This window comes from Methylobacterium sp. CM6257 (genome assembly GCF_054611515.1).
Window position 1 is genome coordinate 1,653,098 of record NZ_CM137735.1, and the last position, 20,579, is coordinate 1,673,676.

Sequence of the window (20,579 nt, forward strand, 5' to 3'; positions counted from 1 at the left end):
GATTCGAAGCAAGATCGTGGCTGTCGCGATCGCTTTAATCGTTTTTATGCTGGCGACCTCCATAATCTCAATGGTTATGTCTATTACCGTCAGCGTCCTCCTTGAAGAACTGACAAGCCGATACATACCCGCATACAGCCATCTAGCACGTGCGAACGTGCACTCGCTCGAGCGAGCGCTGGCGTTGCGGCGTATGGCCCTCGCCAGAATGCAAGTGCCGCCTGATGATGACAGTTACAAAGCGCAATTGCGGATTGCCACCGAAAAGGGTTCGCAAGTTGCACACGAGGCAGATGAAGCGCGCAAGCTGATCAACGCGATAATTGATGACAAGCGCACCCCATCGGACAACGCCGCTCTCGGGCGATTGGATGCCCGCATTGAGAATGCAACTTCCGAGCTGCTGCATAAAATTTCGGACGAGGACGGCAAATTAATAGAACAGCTTGATGTAAACAATTTCACGGAAGCGCGCCGATCGATGGCCCACGTCGACCTGATGCGAAATCAGTTTATTCGGAAAATTGATGAAATCAGGTCCGACATGCTCGCGCAGGTCCACGCGAGCTCATCCACGGTAATCCGAGATCAGCATCGCGTTCTCGTAACATCGGTCATCGTCAGTCATCTTGCTGCAATTTTCGGGGTCGGCGTAGCGATGGTGGTCGCTAGTGGCATTACACGTCCAGTCAGAGAACTTTTGCAGGGGACGCGTGATGTCGAGCTGGGCCGCCTCGACGGTGGCGTAAGTGTCTCGACGGCAGACGAGATCGGTGAACTCTCAGTTGCGTTCAATCGGACGTCGGAGCAATTGCGAAAGGCACGACGCGCAAGAGAAACATTCGGTATGTATATCGATCCCAAAGTCGCAGAACAACTCATCGACCGGTCATCTTCGACAGCTTCCGACGGCCAGAGACGAGTTATGATAGTGACGTTCTGTGATATAAGGAATTTTACATCATTAAGCGAGGGATTGACGCCGCAGGGCCTCGTGAAAGTTCTAAACCTGTTCTTGTCGGCGATGTCGGCGCCGATACGTCAGAGTGGCGGCATCGTCGACAAGTATATAGGCGACGCGATAATGGCCTATTGGGGTCCGCCGTTCATCGCCGATGCCGACCAAGCATCTCTGGCCTGTGCTGCGGCCTGCGACATGGTGCGGCAGCTACCCACGTTGCGGAGCCAATTTCCAGAGCTGCTGGGCTTGCGGCACATGCCCGGTGAGCTGGACATCCGGATAGGCATCGCGACCGGAGAAGTCCTTGCCGGTAGCATTGGGTCCGAGTTGATGATGAGCTACACCGTGATGGGCGATGCGGTTGTTCTTGCCGCACGACTTGAGAGCCTGAACAAGGTTTACGGGACGCGCATTCTCGTTGCGGATCGCACTGCGGATATGACGCGCGAAGCCTTCGCGTACAGAGAGGTCGATCGGGTCATTGTGTATGGTCACGAGGCCCAAACCACGATTCACGAACTGCTCGGGAAGGTTGAGGATCTTTCGGCTGCTCAGGAAGCACTTCAGAAAGCGTACAGCGCAGGTTTAAATGCTTACCGGCAACAACACTGGGATGAGGCTCGCGGGGCATTCGAGAAGGCGCAAGAACGCGTGCCAGAAGATGGCCCCTCCCGTGTTCTCTTGTCTCGCATCAAGGACCTTGAGGCTCGTCCACAAGCTACCGCTTGGGATGGCTCTTGGAGAATGGACAGGAAGTGAGGAAGCTCCCCAGGTCAAAGGGTCCCACTGCGCCTCACTCCGGGGCGCAGTGGGCGGAGGCGCCAGATCCGATCAGGCCGCCTTGGCAGGCTTGGCCGCATTGACGAGTTCCTTAGCCTGGCTCTGCAGGGCAGCGAACTGCGTGCGGACGTACTCGGACTGGAGTTGCAGCGCATCCTGCAGATTGTTGGCCCGCACCAGCTTTTGCGCGAGATCGAAGGTGGTGGCGAGGTTCTGCTCGAACATCTCGAGACCACGAACATAAGCGACGCTGGCCGGCAGGTCAGCCGACTTGGTTTGCCCCTGCGCGCTCTGGGTGGCCTTGCGCGCATTCTGCACGAAGGCGATGAGCGCAGCGCGGGCCTGCTCGACGCTCTTCTCGGCAAAGTCGCGCATCTGGGTCGGGATCTCGAAGCTCGGCTGGGTGGTGCTCATGATGCCCCCTCAAGGCTCAACAACGCCGATGCGATTTGTGCGGCGCCAGGGCCTAATGCTGCATTGCGGGACCCTCGTCAAGCCGATTGGCAAGAAGATCCGGTCATGACGCGCCGGCTCTCACGTCATTATCTCGTATCGCCAGCGTGAAAACTGATGCTTGATTCGCCGCATGCTGGATACCGGCGCGGCCCGATTATGTAGCGCGCAGCTCAATCGGCACCGCAGCTTCAATTAACATTTGTTGAGGGCTATAGACGTCAGTTCCGGATCTCGCGATCGTCCGGTAGCAGCTTGAGAGGCTGACCAGCGCCGGGCCCGCACGATCAGCGATCTCTAGGCGGCCATCCACAAAGCCCTCACACGCTTCTCGCCCGAGGAAAGCCGCAACTGCTTCACGGCTGCCGGCTATGAGAATGATGCTTATGACTCAAACAGATCGGGCCGCGCTCTAGCTGGCCACGCGTGTCAAATGCTGATGCTATCGATCTTCAGGCGCCACGCTAGTCGGTCCTACGTCGGGCCTGCGATGGACCGGGCGGTGGTGCTGCAGTAACTCATTGGTGTGGCCAAAGAAATCCATTCCGTCAGCGACCTGCGCCGCGTTGTGACACTCGTTTGACTGACGCCGAGCGCACGGGCGATGCGCCTTGTACGATGTTACGCTCACCTTCTCAGCTTACGCTCGGGCTGTGTAGCGGACCTTTGGATTCAGCTGCACCCGCGAGTCCTCAAGCCACTGCCGCTCCTTCTATCCTCTCATCACATCGATTGGATTCGGGCGGAGCCGGCTTTTCAGGGAGACAGATTTTGATAATATGCAATCGTTGCTTCTCTGACAAAGGAGGTCATTATGTCCTCGGAAAAGAAGCGGGGAAACCGCGAAGCTAAGAAGCCGAAAAAATCTGTTCCGAAGTCGATAGCGGCAGCGCCATCCGCCAAGGACATGGTCAGCGCCGCCGTGAAATCGGCCAATCGGAAATAGAGCGTAGCCGCATCGCTTTAGGCGCGTCAGTGAGGCAGCCGAAGGGCTCGGCCATGCTGTCGAGAAGCGCGGCAAACAGAGCGGATCGCAAGCTCCAAGCTATGAGCGGGATCCCGTGCCAGTTCCAGCGCAGACGCGGGCGCACAGCCGCCACCGGCGCACCGGTACGCCCGCATCGTGGACATGATGGTGTGATGCTCCGCCAGATCGAGGTGCAGACAGCTCAGGAAGCGGCGTCGTCGTTGCCTGCAAGGAGGCAGATATCACCGAACAGAACTCAGGGACGAGTGCCTGAAGCAGGAGATCTTCTACTCGCTCAAAGAAGCGCAGGCCGCGTTCGGCGTTCGGCAGAATACCTACAACCGCGTGAGGCCACCACATTCGTCGCTCGGCTACCAGCCGCCTGCACTCTTTACATTTTTCACAACCGGCCTTCCGGCTACCGACGGCCGCTACCGTGCAGTAGTTTCTCCGCTGGCTAGGTCTAAATTGCCGGCCAGGCCACGTTACGGTAGGAGGGAACAATGAGTAGAGCCGCCTATCATCATCCAGCCGGCACCTCCAACACACGTATCAGTGATTTGGACCGCACAAGCAAGGCGAAGGCCGACGCTGCGACTGAGTACAACCGGATTATACAAAATCCGACGTTCCAAACTTTAGTGCACGAGCGTACCCGCTTCGGCTGGATCCTCACGATGCTGATGCTAGTGGTGTATTTCGGCTTCATCGGGCTGATCGCTTTTGATAAGGCGTTGCTCGCCACGCGGGTTGCCGGCACGGCGACCCTTGGCCTCTTCCTTGGTGTTGGCGTCATCGTCCTGGCCTTCATTCTCACCGGTGTCTACGTGGCACGCGCCAATACTCGCTTCGATGCGCTGACACGAGATTTGATGCGCGACCTCTCGCGCTAGTGGCCAGACGCGGACGCACGATGCAGGACGGCTCCGCAAGCACCTGGAATTGCGGCACGATTTTTCCCTTCGGCGTGTTGTTCCGAATGCGTCTCCAATGGCCCGGCTCCGCGGCGCATTCTTCGGCCCCGCCATTGGAGCCAGCCTCAAGTTCACGATGTAACGTCTTTTGGATACGGTAGACGAGGTATGCTCTCTTGGTCGCGGAACTGGTCGGGATAGCCTAGACGATGCAGAGCCTCGATACACTGAGTCCGCCTTTCGATCGTCTGACTCACGATCAGGCGGAGACACTCAAGCAGCATATTGACGTCGGCTATTTCCGCCCAGGCGTCGCGATCGTGCGTCAGGGGCACGCATCCGATTGTCTGCACGTCATCATCAAGGGCGCTGTCGAAGCTCGCCACGGTGCAGCGCTCCACGACGTGCTCGGCACAGGTGACATCTTCGACGCGCGCGCCGTCGTGCATAGCGAAGCAAGCGAGGATTTCATCGCCGCCGAGGAGACGCTCTGCTTCTTGATTCCGCGGACTGACGTTCTCGACCTCGTCCACCGCAACGATGGCTTCGCCGCTTTCTTCTACGCAGAGCTCTCACGCAAGCTCGACGCGCTTTCCACATCGCGTGATCCCAGAGGGATGGATTCGGTGCTTGGCACCCGCATCCGCGATGCGCGCTACCGCGAGGCCGTCTTTATCGATGGTTCCGCCAGTTTGGAGGCGGCGGCGCACGTCATGCTCGAAGCCGATACAGACGCCGTGTTCGTCGATGAGTGCGGGCGGATCGGGGTCGTCACTGGCCTGAAGCTTACGCGTGCTTGCATGATCCGGCGTCTGCCCCTCGAGACGCCGGTGCGCGAGATTGCGCAGTTTGAAGTGGTCTCCATCGAGGCCGACCAGCTCCTCGTCGATGCTCTGCTGATCATGACTCGGTCCAACAAGCGACGGATCGCGGTGACTGCGGATGGACGCTATGTCGGGCTGCTGCGCGACCTCGACCTCCTCGGTCTCTTCGCCGGAAATTCGCAGCTAATTCCCGGCCGGATCGCGCGGGCGACGTCGGTGGCCGATCTCGCAGGTGCAGCGCGCGACATCCAGGATCAGGTGGAGCGCCTCTATCGACAGGGTGTACGCATCGAGGCCATCAACGGCATCACGGCCGATCTCGACAGCCGGCTGCATGGCAAGCTTTTCGAAATCATCGCACCACCTACGATCCGTGAGGCGGGCTGCCTGATCCTGATGGGATCTGAGGGACGCGGCGAGCAGAGTGTCCGCACCGACCAGGACAATGGGCTCCTCCTTGCGCGCCCGGTTCCTGAGGCCGACCTCGCGACCTTCCGGGCCGACTTCACGCAGGCACTGGAAAGCTTCGGTTTCCCGCCATGCCCAGGCAACATCATGGTGCGCAACCCGCTCTGGTCGCAACCCCTGGATGGATTCCTGGCGCAACTGCGAGCTTGGGTCGCTGCGGCTAACGGTGAGGCCGCTATGAACCTATCGATTTTTGCCGACGCCGCCGCGGTGGCCGGCAATGCCGATGTGCTCGCCCACGCTAAGGCTAAGCTGATTGAAATGTTCCGGGGCGAGACGCGGCTGCTCGCCGAGGTCGCGAAGCTGATTGACCTGTTTTCTACAGACGATCTGGGCGTGCTCGGCACCGTATTTGCCACGATTAGTTTCCGGCATAAGCACGTCGATCTAAAGCGCGACGGTACGTTCCCGATCATTCACGGAGTGCGGGTTCTGTCGCTTGAGCACGATACCTTGGCCGGATCGACGAGACAACGCGCTGAGGCTCTCGTTGCACGCGGAGCGCTGGATGCCCGGTTCGCCGGGGAAATCCTCAGTGCGCTAACGATCTTCATGAATCTCAGGCTCTCGGCGCAGATCGAGGCGAGGCATCGAGGCCGAGCCGAGGCCACCTCCGTAGTCAATGTCGCTACAATGCCGACGGTGGAGCGAGATATGCTGCGTGACGCGCTTCGCATCGTGCGCCGTTTTCGCGAGTTGATTCGTCTCCGCTACAACCTCACGGGGCTCTGACATGCTCCGCAGAGTGCGACGCGCCATCGATCAGGTACGGATCTCTGACCCTCGCTACACCTTCCTGTTTGACGACGCTCCCCCCGACGAGGTCGTGGCCGTCGATTGCGAGACAACAGGACTCAACCTGCGCAAGGACGAGATCATCACGATTGCCGCAATCCCTATCCGGGGCGAACGCATTCTGACAAGCGAACGTTTCGAGGCATTGGCCAAAACAAACCGGAAGTCTGCGCACGAAGCCATCAAGGTTCATGGCATTCTCGACCGCGACTTGCAGCATGGGCGCCCGATGCGCGATATTCTTCCGGAATTACTTCACTTCATTGGCAGTCGACCGATAGTCGGCTACTACACGGATTTCGACGTTGGGATGATAGACCGCTATCTCGTTCCATTTCTCAGAGTTCATTTGCCTAATAAACGGATCGATGTATCGTCCATGTATTATCAATGCAAGTACGACGGCGCGCCTGATTATGTGACGATCGATCTGAGCTTTACATCCATTTTGGACGATCTAAGCATTCCCAAGCTTGCGCAGCATGATGCCGGAAATGACGCACTTATGACCGCGATGATCTATCTGCAATTGCGCGACATGCTCCACCGCGGCGTTCGGATCCCGCGCACATCCGCCGGCGCAAACTCCTATGCCAAAGGTGCGGAAGCAGCACGTACCGACTGAGGCCATCAGGAGCGGCCGAAAACGGGAGGCTTCTGCATCAGGAGTTAATCATGCCGTGTTCCGCAGCGCCGCTCCGGCGCAACGAGGCCGCAGCGATCCGCATCGTGGGGCCGTAGAAACAATGTCGCTTGAGCCAGCTCAATGCCTCATGCTCCATGATCCTCGCCGCCTCGAACGCAATCGCTCGAGCAGCAGACCGGTCTCTTAGTTCGCTGTGATTGACCCGGTGATGACGACGGGCGGCCCGGCCGAAGCCAGGGCGCGCTCTAAGCGGTTCGAAGCGGGCCTGTAGTGGCGGGTCAGCTGCTAGGCTATAAATACAGCTCTTCCAACAGCTCCGACCGGCTCACAATCCGGCCGATGAAGGCGCGCATGAGGCCGTGTTCCCGATTCTACTGCCAATGCGCCTCGTGCTCGGGCCCGACTTGGCTCTCAGTCTTGATCGGCGAGCGCCCGCAACGGCGACCCGGCCGGCGCCCCCGACCGCCTGCACGAGCGTTTCGTCTGCGCCGACCGTCAAGCGCCCGATCCCGCAGACGCACTGGCAGGACTTCAGCGAAGCCGAGACCGTCCTCAGCTTCCGCAATCATGGCATGTTCGCCGAGGTCCTGCGCGAGCCGATCACGCCCTTGGCCGCGCACTACCTGCTGATCCACTTCGACGTCCCGCAGTTTAGCGACGAGAACTACACGCTGATCATCGCGGGGCGGGTACAAACGCTCTTGCAGATCGGACTGGGTGAGTTGAAGACCCGACCATCCGTCACGCAGTTCGTTACTATGCAGTGTGCCGGAACGGGCCGGATCCTGCTCAAGCCCCGCCCAGTCTACTACCCTGGGCTGATGATGCGGTCGGCCACCTACCGCTGGACCGGCACGCCGCTGCGGCCGCTGCTCGACCTCCTCGACAATGCCGTCGAGATCCTGTTCACCGGCTGGGATACGGGGGTCGACCTCGGCATTGAGCATGCCTTCGAGCGCAGCCTCCCCGTGACCGACGCCCTGCGGCCGGAGGTGATGCTGGCCTGGGCGGCCAACGACCAGCCGCTTTTGCCCGAGCACGGCTTCCCGCTGCGGCTGATCGTGCCGAGTTGGTATGGCATGGCCAGTGTGAAGTGGCTGCGCGCCATCACGGCTCTGAGCGCCCCGTTCATGGGCGTGCAGCAAGCTCAGGCATACCGCTATCAGCAGACCCGTGACGAGCTGGGCGAACCGGTGCGCGAGAAGCGACTGATGTCGCTCCTGATGCCGCCCGGCATCCCCGATATGATGTTGCGCTGTCGCTTCATCGCGCACGGCCAGCATGTGCTGCAGGGTAGGGCGTGGTCCGGGGGAGCTCCGGTGGCAAAGGTCGAGGTGAGCGCGGATGGAGGGGAGACTTGGTCGCCGGCCGAACTGAGCTGCGTCTCCGACGACCCGTTTGCGTGGGTGGGCTGGCGGGCACCGTGGGGCGTCAACACGCCGGGCCACTACACTTTGGCCTGTCGCGCGACGGATGCGGCCGGGTCGGCGCAGCCGCTTGATCCACTTGAGATCTGGAACGTCGGGGGCAACGGCATCAACGCGGTCAGGAAGGTGCAGGTGATCGTGCAGGAGGGCATCGGCGCGGCGGGCTTGAAAGTGCCCTCAGTCCCGCAGCCGGTCCTGGCCGAAGCTGCCACCAACGGCCCGATAGAACCGGAGCGCGGCAGGGCCCGACGGCACTCCGACGCCGGCCGACTTGCTGCCGTCGTACTTATCCGGAAACGAGAGCCGGCAGGGGCGCGGCGAGGCGTGCGCCGGCCGCGATCAAGCGCCCTCCTGCTGATGTCGGCGGTGCCGGCCAGGATGCGGCCAAGCTTCGGCGATAGACGCCCAACTCGCACGAGGCCCGGGGAAAGCCAGGTCGGCTAATGACGGAGCGGGCGAGGGCGCCTTGTGCACCTCGCGCCCGGCATGATCAACGTGCTGGCGGTCGCGCACCACCCGCGCGATGCTGGCCGCGGCCCATCGGGATCACGATACGTCAGAGGAGGCGGACGCCAATTTGGCCGTCTTCCGCCAGCGGCGCTCCATGATCCTAGACCGGGCGGAGTGCCGGCGCAGACGGTAGACGACGCTGTTCGGGCGGAAGGCCCTGGGCGATCTGTTCGGCGGCGCCTATGCCTAAGCTACGGCCCCGTCCTCGGAACCGGGATTGTCACTAGTTTGCCGCAGATAGCGGCCATGATTATCATGAGATGTCTGCTCAGAACGGTTCGCGCTCACGCCTGCGATGTGCCCGAAGCTTGTCTGGCCGATCCGGCGATACAAACGAGTTCTAAAATATAACACAAATTAGGCTCGCTTTTCACGAGCCGTGATGGAGAGATATTTCGGAACAGCTTCGAGTGCGCTCGGTTGTCGATTTGCAGCGAGGTGATGGCGTCGCAACGCTGTAGCCCTTCCTGGGCGTTTCCTCCCAAAACTTCGGGCCGTCCGCATGGGCGGCCTATTTTTGTCAGCTGCCACATAGGTCAGCTTCTCAAGCTGCTTTCGGTTCGCGTGGACGAACCATAATCCGTCCCTGCCCGGAACACTCATGGCTTCGGCTCAAGGCTGGCTGAGTGATCGTGGTCTGAGCCGATGAATTTCGGGTGCCACACGTCCATACGCGCCGCATCTGCTTAGCAGTCTACATCCAGCATGCACGTCCGGCTGCCGCGCGTTCGGCCCCGCCGCGATGCCGCCCAAGCTGGCGACGCCAGCTGCGTAGGTTCCGCTTACCTAGGCAACAAGACGCCGGTGCCGGAGATGGCGGGCACCTCCTGGCTGCTGAGCGCCCTGGCCAGTCCGTGCAGGGACAGCGCGAAGAACGTCTCGGCCAGCGAGGCCGTCAGCCACTTCGGAACCGGGATCGGCCGGCGAGCGCGAAAGCCGCGACGCCGGACACTTCGGGGCGCCTAGGCCTTCTCCAGCCCAGGCCGTCACGCGGTGGCGCGACGATCGACGGGGCAGACGATACCCTCGCAGACGCGACTCACAGAGGCCGCAGACATGCCGAGCGCCCGAGTGATGGCAGCGACCTTCTCACCTGCGGCGCGAGGCCGACGCGCCCCGGCGTAATCGAACCACTCGCCGGCGCCCGACTGGCGCGGCACCAGACCACCGTCGAGGGCAGCGCGCGACACCTTGAGCGCCCGCGCCACATGGGACGGGGACATTCCGCCTGCGTGCGGCGCCACGACCCGAGGAGCGAGACCGGCGGGAAGGGCGCTCATGATTGCGGCGCCTCCGCCGTGTCGGCGAGTAGCGGGGCGTCCTGCGCGGACTCGTTGGCCGAGAAGAGGAAGCCCTCGACGACCCGGCCGTCCTCGCGCGTGGCGCGGAAGCGCAGCGCGAAGGGTTCACTCCAGGGACGGGAGCGGCCGTTCAGCGGCGCCCTGGAGAAGGCAGTTTCGTGAAGCCCCCGCTCCTCGGGGACGGCTCGCGCGGCGATGTGATCGGCCTCGCAGGTGGAAAGCAGCGGGGCAGCAACGAGTATGGCAGCCGCTATGCGCCCTGCACCGTGGACATCGCGCGCGTTCAACTTCAGGAGGTGCTGCAAGAAGCAGCTATAGGGGCGAGCGATGACCGCGACCGAAGAGGCCGAGCTCCGCAGAGAACTGGCGGATCTGCGGGAGGCCTTCCAAGAGCTGAAAGTCCGCTCAGCACTCGAAGTCTCGGAAGCCAACCACCGCATGGAAGCCACGCGCGCAGTCATGACGGCTCTTCTGAAATCTGTCGGCCCACGAGCCGTAAAGCGCCCGCGGTTCCAGGAACTGATCGCCCAGGAGAGCAGGAACACCCCGAACCACGGACCCGCGGCAGTCCGGCACGAGGTGCTGCTGGAAGAAGCCCGTCGCGTTTTGGGCATGCAGCGCCGATAGAAGGCATCCCCGGCTGCGAGTCCGCCCGAAAGGGGAAGGAGCGCGATAGCTCCAGCCAGTCGGTCTCGGGAAGAACGCTCAGGATGGCCCCGGGCAGCTCGGGCGCAGGGCGCTGCCCGGAATGATGCGAGCGGGCCGGCGCGTCCGGTGGACACCCGATCCGCGTGGCCCCAGCATCGCTGCTGCGGGACGATCGATGGAGCTGAGGATGGCGGGAGAGAAGAAGCTGAGCCCCGAGGGCGAGGCGCTCGCCGAGGCGTTTGGCGCGATGATGGCCGGCTTTGCTTTCGAGCTACACACGAAGGCACAATTGCCGCGTCCGTTGCTCATGGCGGCGTTGGGGCGTGGCCTGCTGTACATCGAGACGAACAAGTCGCTCGAAGCGCCGCAGGATGTGCGAGACGCTATAGCGGCGGCAATGCGGCGAACGGCGCTCATCTAGGCCGCTCCTTGCTCGAAAGAGGTGGTCGCTCCACAGACGAGTACGCTATTCAGCAGCGTGGCACGGTTGATCGCCGCATGATTATCGGAGATTGCTGTCTCCGTTCGCCGGCCCGCGCGCGGAGACTGCCATGCGCTCCGAGGACTTCCACGACCTGATCGCCGAGCAGGCTGCGCGGCAGCAGGTCTTGCTAACCGCGGGCGGTGGTGGAGCCGCCGGGGAACAGACATCCTCTGATGGACCACCGGCCACGAACAATACCTCCGGCATGGCAAGCGATAAGTCGAAGGCCGCCGAACGCGCGCCAGAGGGCCCTGACACGAAGGACACCGTGGACGTGTCGCCGGGCGGCCGGGCGGTCGAAGGGGCGGGCGGCACCCGCACATGACGACCCTCACGGCCCCGAGCGACTGCGCGACCGAGATCGCGCCTGGGATCCGTGTCGAGAGCCCTTGGGCGCCACTTCGCCTCGCGGCGGCACTGATCGGCCTGTGCGGCTCCGACGTCGCGCACGCGCAGAGCCACACTGACCAGCTCAACGTCTACGCACGGGCACTGTCCACGACCACTTTCGCGGAGCAGGCCTGCCCGGGCTTTCGGACGATTGCGGCGAAGCTCGCCCAGATGCGCGCGCAGGCCCGGATCACCGATGCCGAAGATGCGACGATCGCGGACAGGATCCGGGAGAGCACCGCCGCGATCACGTCGACATACGAGCGGGTTGGGCAGGGCGCTTGGTGCGCCGACACCTACAGGCTGTTCGGGCCGGACGGCACGCTGGTGAAGGGCGCTCTGGCGAAGAAGCCGTGACCGCGCTCGCGACCCGCCGACACCGCGGGCGGCAGCGACGCGCTGTCCGTCCCGTTCCGCCCCGTACCGTAAGGAGGCCGTGGTGAGCAGGCCATCGAGCACGCCCGCCGTCCATCGCGCGGACCTTGCCGTCGATCCCATGACCGGGCTGCTTGGCCAAGCGGACACGGGCGGCAGCACAATCCTGTTCCTGGTGCGCCTCATGGCCGGAGGCACGTGCCTGCTCGTAGCGGTCGCGGGCCTCGCATACCAGTATTGGATCGTGGCGGTCGTCGCGGCGGCGATCGGGCTCCCGCTGATGCGCGACAAACGCGGGCCAAGCCCACAGCAGGTCGGCGTCTGGGTGGGCGAATGCCCGCGTTGCGCCACGCTCATCCATGAGCCCGCATCGGCATTCGAGAACCACTACCGCTTCGCATGTCCCGGGTGCCGGCACGCCATCTTGCTGAAAGACCAGCGGTTCGAGGCGGCGCGATCATGACCGACCCACACCTTCGCCCTCGCCACCGCCTCTGAACCTCTCTCGCGGTGTGCGCAGGGCGGCGACGCCCGTCAGGGACGCTTGGACAAAAGTCCCACGGAGGCACCCTCTGAAGTTACCGTCGCGTAACGACCAAGCACGTACTTCTTTCGAGGCGCCGCCGTTGAGCTTTAATCACCTGCTATCGGCAGCGAGGTTCCATCGGACACTGAGCAAGAAGCAGCGCTAATGCTGGCTCGATGCTTCTCGGTCTATTTTAGCCGCGAGAATGAAATCATTCTCGTGCAATCCCTTTATCTTGTGGGTCTGCAGCGAAATCGTGGCGTAGCCCCAACCGAACGTAATGTCGGGATGATGGCCCTCGCGCTCGGCGAGATCTGCCACACGCTGCACAAATCTAAACGCGTCGGCAAAGCTGCCGAATTCGAACCTTCGCTCGATGCGGTGCGCGTCTTCAAGCAAGGCCCAAGCGGGCGTCTGCCGGCGATGATCCTCAGCCTCGTCAGGCGCAAGCGGCCGGATCCCACCTTGGCACGGCGTACAGGTTTTCGTGACCAGTTGTTCAGGATGTGCGGACATGGAGCGACCCTCCAGGATCGATCCGGTTTACCATCTTTGTCCCACGCCGGAACCTATCGGCTCATCCTCGTCGCGACTGGAGCGGAGTTCCGGCGCTGATTGCTGGTAGGCGGAGATCACCGTATCGGCAATGGCGATGCCCAGCCCATCAACCCGCACAGCCAGGTCAGTGAGCCTCTTTGCCGAGGCTTGCATGCGGCTGCCCCTTTTCGATGACCTGCCCGGCGACACGATCCACCGCCTCTCGGCGTCCGGGTATGGTCGCGGGTTCCTGACCACATCCTTGCGGGCCCGCCTGCGCAAGGCCGACTTCCGAGACCTTGGCCAGCTGGCTCAATCCTCGCCGGACGCGATCACCAAGGTTCGAAAGTTCGGTGCGATCCGGGTCGCGGCCGTTCGGACTTACATCCTTGAGGAGATCGCCCGTTGGCTGCCAGGCGCGCGCGAGATGCACGCGCTGGAGGCCACCAGGGAGCGGCGGCTCGCCCGACTGCGGGACGTTCCAGTCGAACGCCTGCCTCTGAACAAGGATGAGATCGCCGCCCTTGGTTTCGATGGCGGCTCCTGTGCGGATTTGGCTGGCCGCTCACGCCTCGAGCTGCTTCGCACTGGGGTCGTCGTGTCCGGAGATCTGGACCGCATCGTCACGACGCTCGCCTGCTTGCTCGGAGAAGGCAGTCGGATTGTCCGTCCGGTGATGGAGGCACCTGCGGAAGCGTCGGTGGCCGATGCAGAGGAAGTTGCCGCCCGTCGTGCGACCCGGCTCGCAGAACAGGATCGCGAGTGGGAGGAAGCAGCTCCGGCCGACGGATGGGCACGGGATAACGGTGCAGCGTAGCGTATGGAATGAATAATGATCTCGTCGGTCCTGAGGATGGCCTTCTCTCCGAGCGGGCGCGGGGCCCGTTCCGGCTAACATGGACGCGTTCGCATGTGCTGGCGCGGGTGGCCGGGATCGGGATCGAGCCCGAGGCTTGGAGCGACGGGCCAGTGGCTTGGTGGGTCGTCGCCCAGTTCGAGAACAGCACGCGACGCTGGCGGCTTACGCGACGCGCGGCCCGCGAAGTTGCCCTGGCCGTGGCCCGAGACGTCGCATCGCGCTCGCACCTGCCCCTATCGAGTCGAGCCGGGCTCGATCAATCGCCCGATTGATCGACGTCAAGGTAGGCTCGGCGGCCCTTCCGCATAGGCAGGAAGGTCACCGGCTCTGTCGACCCGAGCGACCGACCACTCTCTCCGCCGCGGCCAGGCGCCCGCGAGGCCTATCAGGATACCTGCGCATGCATCTTCGGCTGGCTTCGGACGCCCACCACTCGGCCCCGGTGACACAGGGCAGGAGCGGCCACGACTACGCGGGCTTCTTCAGGGAAGCCGTGTCCCGCCTCCACGACGAGCGGCGCTACCGCGTCTTTGCCGATATCGAGCGCATTTCCGGGCGTTTTCCCACGGCCAAGTGGCGTAAGCCGGACGGCAAGACCGCCGAGATCACGGTCTGGTGCTCCAACGACTACCTCGGCATGGGCCAGCACAAGGAGGTGGTGGCCGCCATGACCGAGACGGCCGCCCGCTGCGGCGTCGGGGCCGGCGGCACCCGCAATATCGCCGGCAACAACTCGCCCCTCGTGGATCTCGAGCGCGAACTGGCCGACCTGCACGGCAAGGAAGCCGGCCTCGTCTTCACCTCGGGCTACGTCTCGAACCAGGCCGGCATCTCGACGATCGCCAAGCTGATCCCGAACTGCCTGATCCTGTCCGACGCGTTCAACCACAACTCGATGATCGAGGGGGTGCGCCACTCGGGCTGCGAGAAGAAGGTCTTCCGCCACAACGACCTCCAGCATCTGGAGGAGCTGCTGCGCGCGGCCGGCGACCGCCCGAAGCTGATCGTCTTCGAGTCGGTCTATTCGATGGACGGCGATGTCGCGCCGATCGGCAAGATCTGCGATCTCGCCGATGCCTACGGGGCGATGACCTACCTGGACGAGGTTCACGCCGTGGGTCTGTACGGCCCGCGCGGCGGCGGCATCGCCGAGCGTGACGGCGTGATGGATCGAGTGGACGTGATCGAGGGGACGCTGGCGAAGGGCTTCGGCTGCGTCGGCGGCTACATCACCGCTTCGGCGGCGATCTGCGACGCGGTGCGCAGCTTCGCCCCGGGTTTCATCTTCACCACCGCCCTGCCGCCCGCGGTGGCGGCCGCCGCCCGGGCCTCGGTACGCTACCTCAAGCGCTCGAGTGCCGAGCGCGAGGCGCACCAGCGCCAGGCGGCGGCCACCAAGGCTGCGCTGACAGAGGCGGGCCTGCCCGTGCTCGAGACCGAGACCCACATCGTCCCGGTGATGGTCGGCGATGCCGAGCTGTGCAAGGCGGCGGCCGACCACCTGCTGGAGCGGCACGGCATCTACATCCAGCCGATCAACTACCCGACCGTGCCGCGCGGCACCGAGCGGCTGCGGATCACGCCCTCGCCCTTCCACGATGCCGACCACATCGCGCGCCTCGCCACGGCTCTTTCGGAGACCTGGGAGACTCTCGACCTGCCGCGGGCCGGAACAGTGTTCGTCGAGGCGGCGGAGTAATCCACTCGAACAGCCCGTACGATTGACGGTGGCTTCTCGCTCGTATGATCGAGCCATACACCTCGCAATTCGGCATGGAATCGGACCACTTTCCAGGAGTGATTTCGATCCGCGCTCGATCCTTACAATTCGGCTAACCATGCTGAAATCAAACGGCGTTTGATTTCAGGGCCATAGCGGTGGGGGCCGCTCGACCGTGAAGCAACGGACTGAGAGAGCGGCCTTCCGCGTCCAGGATGTTGGAGGCGACGCAGCTCTGTATTCACGGGCTCGTCCCGGGGCGCGACGTTCCTCCCTTCTCCATCGACGGATGTTCGAGGCGCAATGAGCAGCCGGCGGCGATTGTGCGATCGGCGTCCGGCCTTGGCCGCTGACTTGGGTTGCCGGTGCTTGCGAGGGCGTTGAGATGAGCACGGAGCTGAAATTTTTGGCCGGTACGAGCTGCCACGCGGCGCAGGGCTGCTTGATGGGCCGTCCCGCCGCGATCGGCACCTTCACCGAGCAAACGCGCAGCGCTCGACCTGAAGCGACTCGTATCACTGCTGCGGCTTGGAGCTGACCAAACTGGCAAGGTCAGTGGATAGCTGAGAAGCAGAACGTGGGTGCGGATGAACAGCAGTCCGTTGTTGTCGGGTGGTGGACATAGTCATGGGCGTGGTCACCGCCACCTTGCGTGATCCGCGATCTCCTCGGCGGCGAGAGCCCGGTCATCCTCAGTCGAGAAATCTACGCCTCGGCGGCACTTGCCGGAGCGGCGACCTTCGTTGGGCTGACGGGCCTCGGCGTGCCGCGGGAGGTCGCGCTCGCGGCCGGCTTCTTGGTCTGCCTCTCCGTGCGTGCCGTCTCGCTCCGCTTCAGCTGGGTGCTTCCGCGGTATCGCCCCCGGACCGCCGGCCCCTATGACAGGATGCGATAGAGCCCTTGCGACGAGGAGCACCGGGATGCCGTTCCGGAAACGCCTTGGAGGGCTCGCGATCGCGGCCCCGCTCGCCTTGTTGAGCCCTCATCTCTCGAGGACGGCACTCGCCCAGAACGCATCGCAGAGGACCGGGGAAACGGGGACAAGCTCGTTGCCCGGCCCCTCGGACGACCAGCTCGCGAAGCTGGAGGGCATCTACAAGGACATCCACGCCAACCCCGAACTGTCGATGCAGGAGCGGCGCACCGCTGGCATCGCTGCTCACTGGCTGCGGGATCAGGGCTTCGAAGCCGCCGAAGGCGTGGGGGGCACGGGCGTCGTCGGGCTCCTGCACAACGGCGAGGGGCCGACGGCGCTGCTGCGCGCCGACATGGACGCGCTGCCGATGAAGGAGAACACCGGCCTCCCCTACGCGAGCGCGAAGACCGGCACCGATCCGGCCTCAGGCCGCGAGACCGCCGTCGCGCACTGCTGCGGGCACGACCTGCACGTGACCTGGCTGATGGGCGCGACGCAGATCCTCGCCGCGAACACGGACGAGTGGCGCGGCACCGTCATGGCCGTGTTCCAACCCGGCGAGGAGGTTGGGCAAGGCGCCCGCGCGATGATCGGCGACGGTATGGTGAAGCGCTTCCCGAAGCCGAACGTCACGCTGGGTCAGCATGTGCTGCCGTTCCAGGCCGGAGAGGTCCGCCTCAAGAGCGGCCCGGTCCTTTCCCGCAGCGACAGCGTGAAGGTGACCCTGTACGGCCACAGTGGGCACGGCTCCAGCCCAGAATCCACCGTCGACCCGGTCGTGATGACGGCGGCAACCGTGATGCGGCTGCAGACCATTGTCTCGCGCGAGGTCGCCATGACCGACAGCGCGGTGGTCACGGTCGGTTCGCTGCAGGCCGGCACCAGCGCCAACATCATCCCGGACCAATCCGAGTTGCAGCTCAACATCTGCACCTTCAACGACCAGGTGCGTGACCGGGTCCTCGCTTCGGTGAAGCGGATCGTCACCGGCGAGGCGACGATGTCGGGCGCCCCGAAGCCGCCGCTCCTCACCACGCTCGGGCAGTTTCCGCTGACTGTGAACGACGCGGACGCGACGGCCAAGCTGGCGGCGGCCCTGAAGCAGCGTCTCGGCGACGAGCGGGTGCAACCTGCCGGCAACGCCGCGGCGAGCGAGGACTTCACCGAGTTCGCCCGGGCCTGGAACGTGCCATCTGTGTTCTGGTTCGTGGGTGGCACCGACCCAAAGCTCTACGCCGAGGCTGAGAAGGCTGGGACCCTGAACGAGCTTCCGTCGAACCACTCGCCCGAGTTCGCCCCCGTCCTGAGCCCGACTCTGCGAACCGGCGTCGAGACCATTCTCGCGGCGGCGGGCGCCTGGCTTGCGCCCGCCGCAGCAAACTCCCACGCGCGATGATGTCTCTCGCGACGGATACCTGACCCGCGGGGCGGCTCTTCTTGCGGGCTTGGCATGCCCCCTGGCGTGGGATTAGCGGGATCGTCGATGGGGTCAGCCGGCCTTCCGTGTCCGTTCCCTTGCTTCCCCGACCTCGGCCATGGTTCCCGGACGTCCGAGACCGATGGCCTTTGCGATCGCGGAGCGCTGGGCCGCATAGTTGGCCGCCACCATCGGGTAGTCCTTGGGCAGCTCGTAGCGCGCCCGGTAGCCGCGGGGATCGAGCCCGTGGGCCGCGAGGTGGCGCTTGAGGGTCTTGTAAGGTCTGCCGTCGATGAAGGAGATCAATGCGTCCGCGGTGACCGACTTTTTGATCTGGGCCGGCGTCGGCTTCTCGAACGTCTCGCCGGGCGCTGCGTTCTCGGCCGAAGTACCATCTTCCAACCCTTGCAAAGCGGTGTGCACGTTCGCGATCAAGGAGGGTATCTCAGCGGCGGGAACGGAATTGTTCGACACGTAGGCTGAGACAATCCCGCCGACGAGTTCGAGCAGCGCGGATCTCCGGTCGTAGTTGAAGCGCATTGAATAAACCCCCGATGCTCCTCGTTGCGCGCGGTCGCGCGTCGTCCCCGGAGCGGGAAGGGACGGATCTGTGACGGCGGGAACCTGCGGCTACTAGAGCTCGCGGCGGATCCCGTGGCTGAGGCGCCTCATCATCGCGCGCCCGATAGCCCAAACCAGCATCTCGGCATGGTGCCTGAGGGAGGCGTCGCCATCCTGGTGATTGGCCCCCTGCGCCGCTATTGCGAGGTTCGCGGCCTGGACCAGCGGGCTTGACGTGCGACCGCCCGGTTGGGGGACACGCTCGCCGCCGGACGCTCCCGTCACCTCGTCGATCGACACCTCGCCGCGGCCAACGAGCGTCGCGACGCGCCGCCCGGTCTCGTCACGGACGTGCACGCCGATCAGGGCTGAGCCGCCCCGGCGCAGCTCGTGCGCGAGCAACGCGCCGAGCGCGTCCCGAAGGTGGCGCCGTGCGGCATCGAGATCCGAGAGTTCGTGACCTTCGTCGTCGCGAACGATGCCCCCATCCTCGATATCGAAATAGAAGCGCGGCACGCATCCCTCGCCCGTCGTCGCGGGCGTCTCTGTATTCCCGCCGTTGATGTGCCATGCTAACCGGCACGCAGTGCGCGGGATCGGCTTCCCCGGAATGGGTCCTCGGCTGCATGAGAAGGCGTCATGCGAAAAATCTGTACGACGGCCGGCCTCCACCCGCGTGACCGCTTCGACTACTGGATGAGCGTCATCCGCAGAGACTTCATCGACAATGATGCGGTCCCGGCCCGGAGGAGAGCCTTCAGGGCGGACCTTCGCGCCGGCTCGATTGGCGGGGTTAAGCTCGCGCTTGCCCGCAGTTCGGAACTCAGGGTTGCGCACACGAAGCGCCACAGCGGCCAGCCCAGCGACGACCAGCTCTTCGTCTTCATGCCCCTGGCCAAAACGAAGACCGTCCGACAGAACGGCCGGCAGGCCGTACTGGACCCCGGGCAGTTCGCGCTGGTCGACCCGCGGCTGCCTCACGAGGGATGCTTCTCCGAAGACTCCGAGGTCCTCACCGTGATCATGGAGCGGCGGGCACTGGAGAGCCGCCTCGGAGCGGTCCACGACCTGACGGCGCGACCGCTCACCTCGGACACCGCCGAGGGGCGTTTAGCGGCCGGCTACCTGGCAATGCTGCCTGCCCAGGCCGGCCAATTGAGCTCCGCGGGCGAGGACATGATCGAGACGCACCTGCTCGACCTCCTCGCGCTCGCGTTGGGCAAGGCGGTAGGCGGGCGGATATCGCTCGGCTCGTCGGCACGCTCACTCATCCGCATGAGACTGCACGCGGCAGTCGAGGAGATGTTGGCCGACCCCGGTCTGAACACGGAGGCGGTTGCGGCTGCCGTCGGCGTGAGCACGCGCCACGCCAACGCCATCCTGGCCGACCAAGCGACGTCGCTCGGCCGGCTCATCCAGGCCCGGCGCCTCGCTCGCTGCCGGGAGGCGCTTGAGGACCCCAACCAAATGCACCGGACGGTGAGTGAGATCGCCTACGGCTGGGGGTTCTCCGACATGACCCACTTCGGCCGTCGCTTCAGGTTCGCCTACGGTATGTTGCCCAGCGCGTGCCGCCGGCAGACGCGCGCCCAGGCTTGAGGGCGGCGCCACGTCCAAATCGTCCTGACCCCGGCATGGGCGTGAGGCGCAAGTGCGTTCCCCATGGATCCCACACGAGTAGCGCATCCACGTCCTCGACGAGGAGCAGGCCGTCGTCCCGGCAGCGGGTCCGCGCGGCTGCCAGAATCCCGGCCTCCGCAAGCAGCTCGACCTCGTTGAGGCCGGTCGCTCCGTTGTCACGCTCAGGGGCGCCGGGGCAGTTCCAGACGTTTCCGGCCAGCTGGCGGGGGTAGCCGCCGGCGCCGAGGAACAGTGCACTCGGATAGCGGCAGGTCACTGCTTGGAGGGTGGCATCATCGTGTTCGATAAAGCTGGCTACACCCGAAGAAGCCTACTCAGGCGCAGCCCACGAGAAGCGAGAGCGGGACATGAGGTGACACGCTCACAATTGAGCGATACGGCTCGATGTGCAGATCGCAAAACTAGCCGGTTCTGCGCATTGACACGTACCGCTCACCAGCGTGCGCCTAAGCTCTTGTC

General features: G+C 64.1%; 22 protein-coding genes and 1 pseudogene. 17 read left to right on the plus strand and 6 right to left on the minus strand.

Features of this window, described 5'->3' with window-relative positions:
- The first annotated feature begins 16 nt into the window (after window positions 1-16).
- Window positions 17-1,720 (plus strand): adenylate/guanylate cyclase domain-containing protein, encoded by a 1,704-nt coding sequence (locus ACYCO6_RS07970; RefSeq protein WP_459770873.1) that lies wholly within the window; start codon window positions 17-19, stop codon window positions 1,718-1,720.
- 72 nt (window positions 1,721-1,792) lie between these two features.
- Here ACYCO6_RS07970 and ACYCO6_RS07975 read toward each other — a convergent pair whose 3' ends face one another.
- Window positions 1,793-2,155: a phasin family protein gene (locus ACYCO6_RS07975; protein ID WP_459770874.1), complete on the minus strand. Its 363-nt coding sequence runs from the start codon at window positions 2,153-2,155 to the stop codon at window positions 1,793-1,795.
- 853 nt (window positions 2,156-3,008) lie between these two features.
- Between ACYCO6_RS07975 and ACYCO6_RS07980 the strand changes: the two genes are divergently transcribed.
- The 6 genes and pseudogenes from ACYCO6_RS07980 (at window position 3,009) to ACYCO6_RS08005 (ending at window position 8,679) form a co-directional block, all read left to right on the plus strand.
- Window positions 3,009-3,140: a hypothetical protein gene (locus ACYCO6_RS07980; protein ID WP_459770876.1), complete on the plus strand. Its 132-nt coding sequence runs from the start codon at window positions 3,009-3,011 to the stop codon at window positions 3,138-3,140.
- 273 nt (window positions 3,141-3,413) lie between these two features.
- Window positions 3,414-3,606, plus strand: a pseudogene (locus tag ACYCO6_RS07985) (integrase core domain-containing protein); the annotation flags it as partial.
- Window positions 3,607-3,712: 106 nt separating this feature from the next.
- The gene (locus tag ACYCO6_RS07990; RefSeq protein ID WP_459773477.1) at window positions 3,713-4,054 is read left to right on the plus strand and encodes a DUF485 domain-containing protein; all 342 of its coding nucleotides are present in this window, start codon (window positions 3,713-3,715) and stop codon (window positions 4,052-4,054) included.
- A gap of 230 nt (window positions 4,055-4,284) precedes the next feature.
- Window positions 4,285-6,099: a DUF294 nucleotidyltransferase-like domain-containing protein gene (locus ACYCO6_RS07995; protein WP_459770878.1), complete on the plus strand. Its 1,815-nt coding sequence runs from the start codon at window positions 4,285-4,287 to the stop codon at window positions 6,097-6,099.
- Window positions 6,100-6,112: 13 nt separating this feature from the next.
- Window positions 6,113-6,787 (plus strand): 3'-5' exonuclease, encoded by a 675-nt coding sequence (locus ACYCO6_RS08000; protein WP_459770880.1) that lies wholly within the window; start codon window positions 6,113-6,115, stop codon window positions 6,785-6,787.
- Between the two features lie 401 nt (window positions 6,788-7,188).
- Window positions 7,189-8,679, plus strand: coding sequence for a molybdopterin-dependent oxidoreductase (locus tag ACYCO6_RS08005; protein ID WP_459770882.1), 1,491 nt, complete (start codon window positions 7,189-7,191; stop codon window positions 8,677-8,679).
- A gap of 1,052 nt (window positions 8,680-9,731) precedes the next feature.
- Here ACYCO6_RS08005 and ACYCO6_RS08010 read toward each other — a convergent pair.
- Window positions 9,732-10,025 carry a hypothetical protein gene (locus tag ACYCO6_RS08010; RefSeq protein ID WP_459770884.1) on the minus strand — a complete coding sequence of 98 codons (294 nt, stop codon included), beginning with the start codon at window positions 10,023-10,025 and terminating at the stop codon, window positions 9,732-9,734.
- The gene (locus ACYCO6_RS08015) at window positions 10,022-10,333 is read right to left on the minus strand and encodes a hypothetical protein (RefSeq protein WP_459770886.1); all 312 of its coding nucleotides are present in this window, start codon (window positions 10,331-10,333) and stop codon (window positions 10,022-10,024) included. The genes ACYCO6_RS08010 and ACYCO6_RS08015 overlap by 4 nt, the downstream gene beginning before the upstream one ends.
- A gap of 40 nt (window positions 10,334-10,373) precedes the next feature.
- On the opposite strand from ACYCO6_RS08015, the gene ACYCO6_RS08020 reads away from it, so the two are divergent.
- From ACYCO6_RS08020 to ACYCO6_RS08040, 5 genes are all read left to right on the plus strand, one after another.
- Window positions 10,374-10,673, plus strand: a complete 300-nt coding sequence (locus tag ACYCO6_RS08020; protein ID WP_459770888.1) for an ATP-dependent helicase — start codon at window positions 10,374-10,376, stop codon at window positions 10,671-10,673.
- 208 nt (window positions 10,674-10,881) lie between these two features.
- The gene (locus tag ACYCO6_RS08025; RefSeq protein ID WP_459770890.1) at window positions 10,882-11,115 is read left to right on the plus strand and encodes a hypothetical protein; all 234 of its coding nucleotides are present in this window, start codon (window positions 10,882-10,884) and stop codon (window positions 11,113-11,115) included.
- A gap of 130 nt (window positions 11,116-11,245) precedes the next feature.
- The gene (locus tag ACYCO6_RS08030; protein ID WP_459770892.1) at window positions 11,246-11,503 is read left to right on the plus strand and encodes a hypothetical protein; all 258 of its coding nucleotides are present in this window, start codon (window positions 11,246-11,248) and stop codon (window positions 11,501-11,503) included.
- Window positions 11,500-11,925, plus strand: a complete 426-nt coding sequence (locus ACYCO6_RS08035; protein WP_459770894.1) for a hypothetical protein — start codon at window positions 11,500-11,502, stop codon at window positions 11,923-11,925. The genes ACYCO6_RS08030 and ACYCO6_RS08035 overlap by 4 nt, the downstream gene beginning before the upstream one ends.
- Before the next feature lie 139 nt (window positions 11,926-12,064).
- Complete coding sequence (locus ACYCO6_RS08040; RefSeq protein WP_459770895.1) at window positions 12,065-12,406, plus strand: hypothetical protein; 342 nt, start codon at window positions 12,065-12,067, stop codon at window positions 12,404-12,406.
- A gap of 225 nt (window positions 12,407-12,631) precedes the next feature.
- Here ACYCO6_RS08040 and ACYCO6_RS08045 read toward each other — a convergent pair whose 3' ends face one another.
- Window positions 12,632-12,985: a 4a-hydroxytetrahydrobiopterin dehydratase gene (locus ACYCO6_RS08045; RefSeq protein WP_459770897.1), complete on the minus strand. Its 354-nt coding sequence runs from the start codon at window positions 12,983-12,985 to the stop codon at window positions 12,632-12,634.
- A gap of 169 nt (window positions 12,986-13,154) precedes the next feature.
- On the opposite strand from ACYCO6_RS08045, the gene ACYCO6_RS08050 reads away from it, so the two are divergent.
- The 4 genes from ACYCO6_RS08050 to ACYCO6_RS08065 all read left to right on the plus strand — a co-directional run bounded on the left by ACYCO6_RS08050 (window position 13,155) and on the right by ACYCO6_RS08065 (window position 17,897).
- Complete coding sequence (locus ACYCO6_RS08050; protein ID WP_459770899.1) at window positions 13,155-13,823, plus strand: hypothetical protein; 669 nt, start codon at window positions 13,155-13,157, stop codon at window positions 13,821-13,823.
- A 442-nt stretch (window positions 13,824-14,265) separates the two neighbouring features.
- Window positions 14,266-15,564: a 5-aminolevulinate synthase gene (hemA, locus tag ACYCO6_RS08055; protein ID WP_459770902.1), complete on the plus strand. Its 1,299-nt coding sequence runs from the start codon at window positions 14,266-14,268 to the stop codon at window positions 15,562-15,564.
- 673 nt (window positions 15,565-16,237) lie between these two features.
- Complete coding sequence (locus tag ACYCO6_RS08060) at window positions 16,238-16,480, plus strand: TRIC cation channel family protein (RefSeq protein ID WP_459770904.1); 243 nt, start codon at window positions 16,238-16,240, stop codon at window positions 16,478-16,480.
- Window positions 16,481-16,634: 154 nt separating this feature from the next.
- Window positions 16,635-17,897 (plus strand): amidohydrolase, encoded by a 1,263-nt coding sequence (locus ACYCO6_RS08065; protein WP_459770906.1) that lies wholly within the window; start codon window positions 16,635-16,637, stop codon window positions 17,895-17,897.
- 93 nt (window positions 17,898-17,990) lie between these two features.
- Here the strand turns inward: ACYCO6_RS08065 and ACYCO6_RS08070 are convergent, their stop codons facing one another.
- Window positions 17,991-18,458 (minus strand): Ros/MucR family transcriptional regulator, encoded by a 468-nt coding sequence (locus ACYCO6_RS08070; RefSeq protein WP_459770908.1) that lies wholly within the window; start codon window positions 18,456-18,458, stop codon window positions 17,991-17,993.
- A gap of 93 nt (window positions 18,459-18,551) precedes the next feature.
- Window positions 18,552-18,995: a DUF6894 family protein gene (locus tag ACYCO6_RS08075; RefSeq protein WP_459770910.1), complete on the minus strand. Its 444-nt coding sequence runs from the start codon at window positions 18,993-18,995 to the stop codon at window positions 18,552-18,554.
- Between the two features lie 180 nt (window positions 18,996-19,175).
- On the opposite strand from ACYCO6_RS08075, the gene ACYCO6_RS08080 reads away from it, so the two are divergent.
- The gene (locus ACYCO6_RS08080; protein ID WP_459770912.1) at window positions 19,176-20,078 is read left to right on the plus strand and encodes an AraC-like ligand-binding domain-containing protein; all 903 of its coding nucleotides are present in this window, start codon (window positions 19,176-19,178) and stop codon (window positions 20,076-20,078) included.
- Window positions 20,079-20,579: the final 501 nt, after the last annotated feature.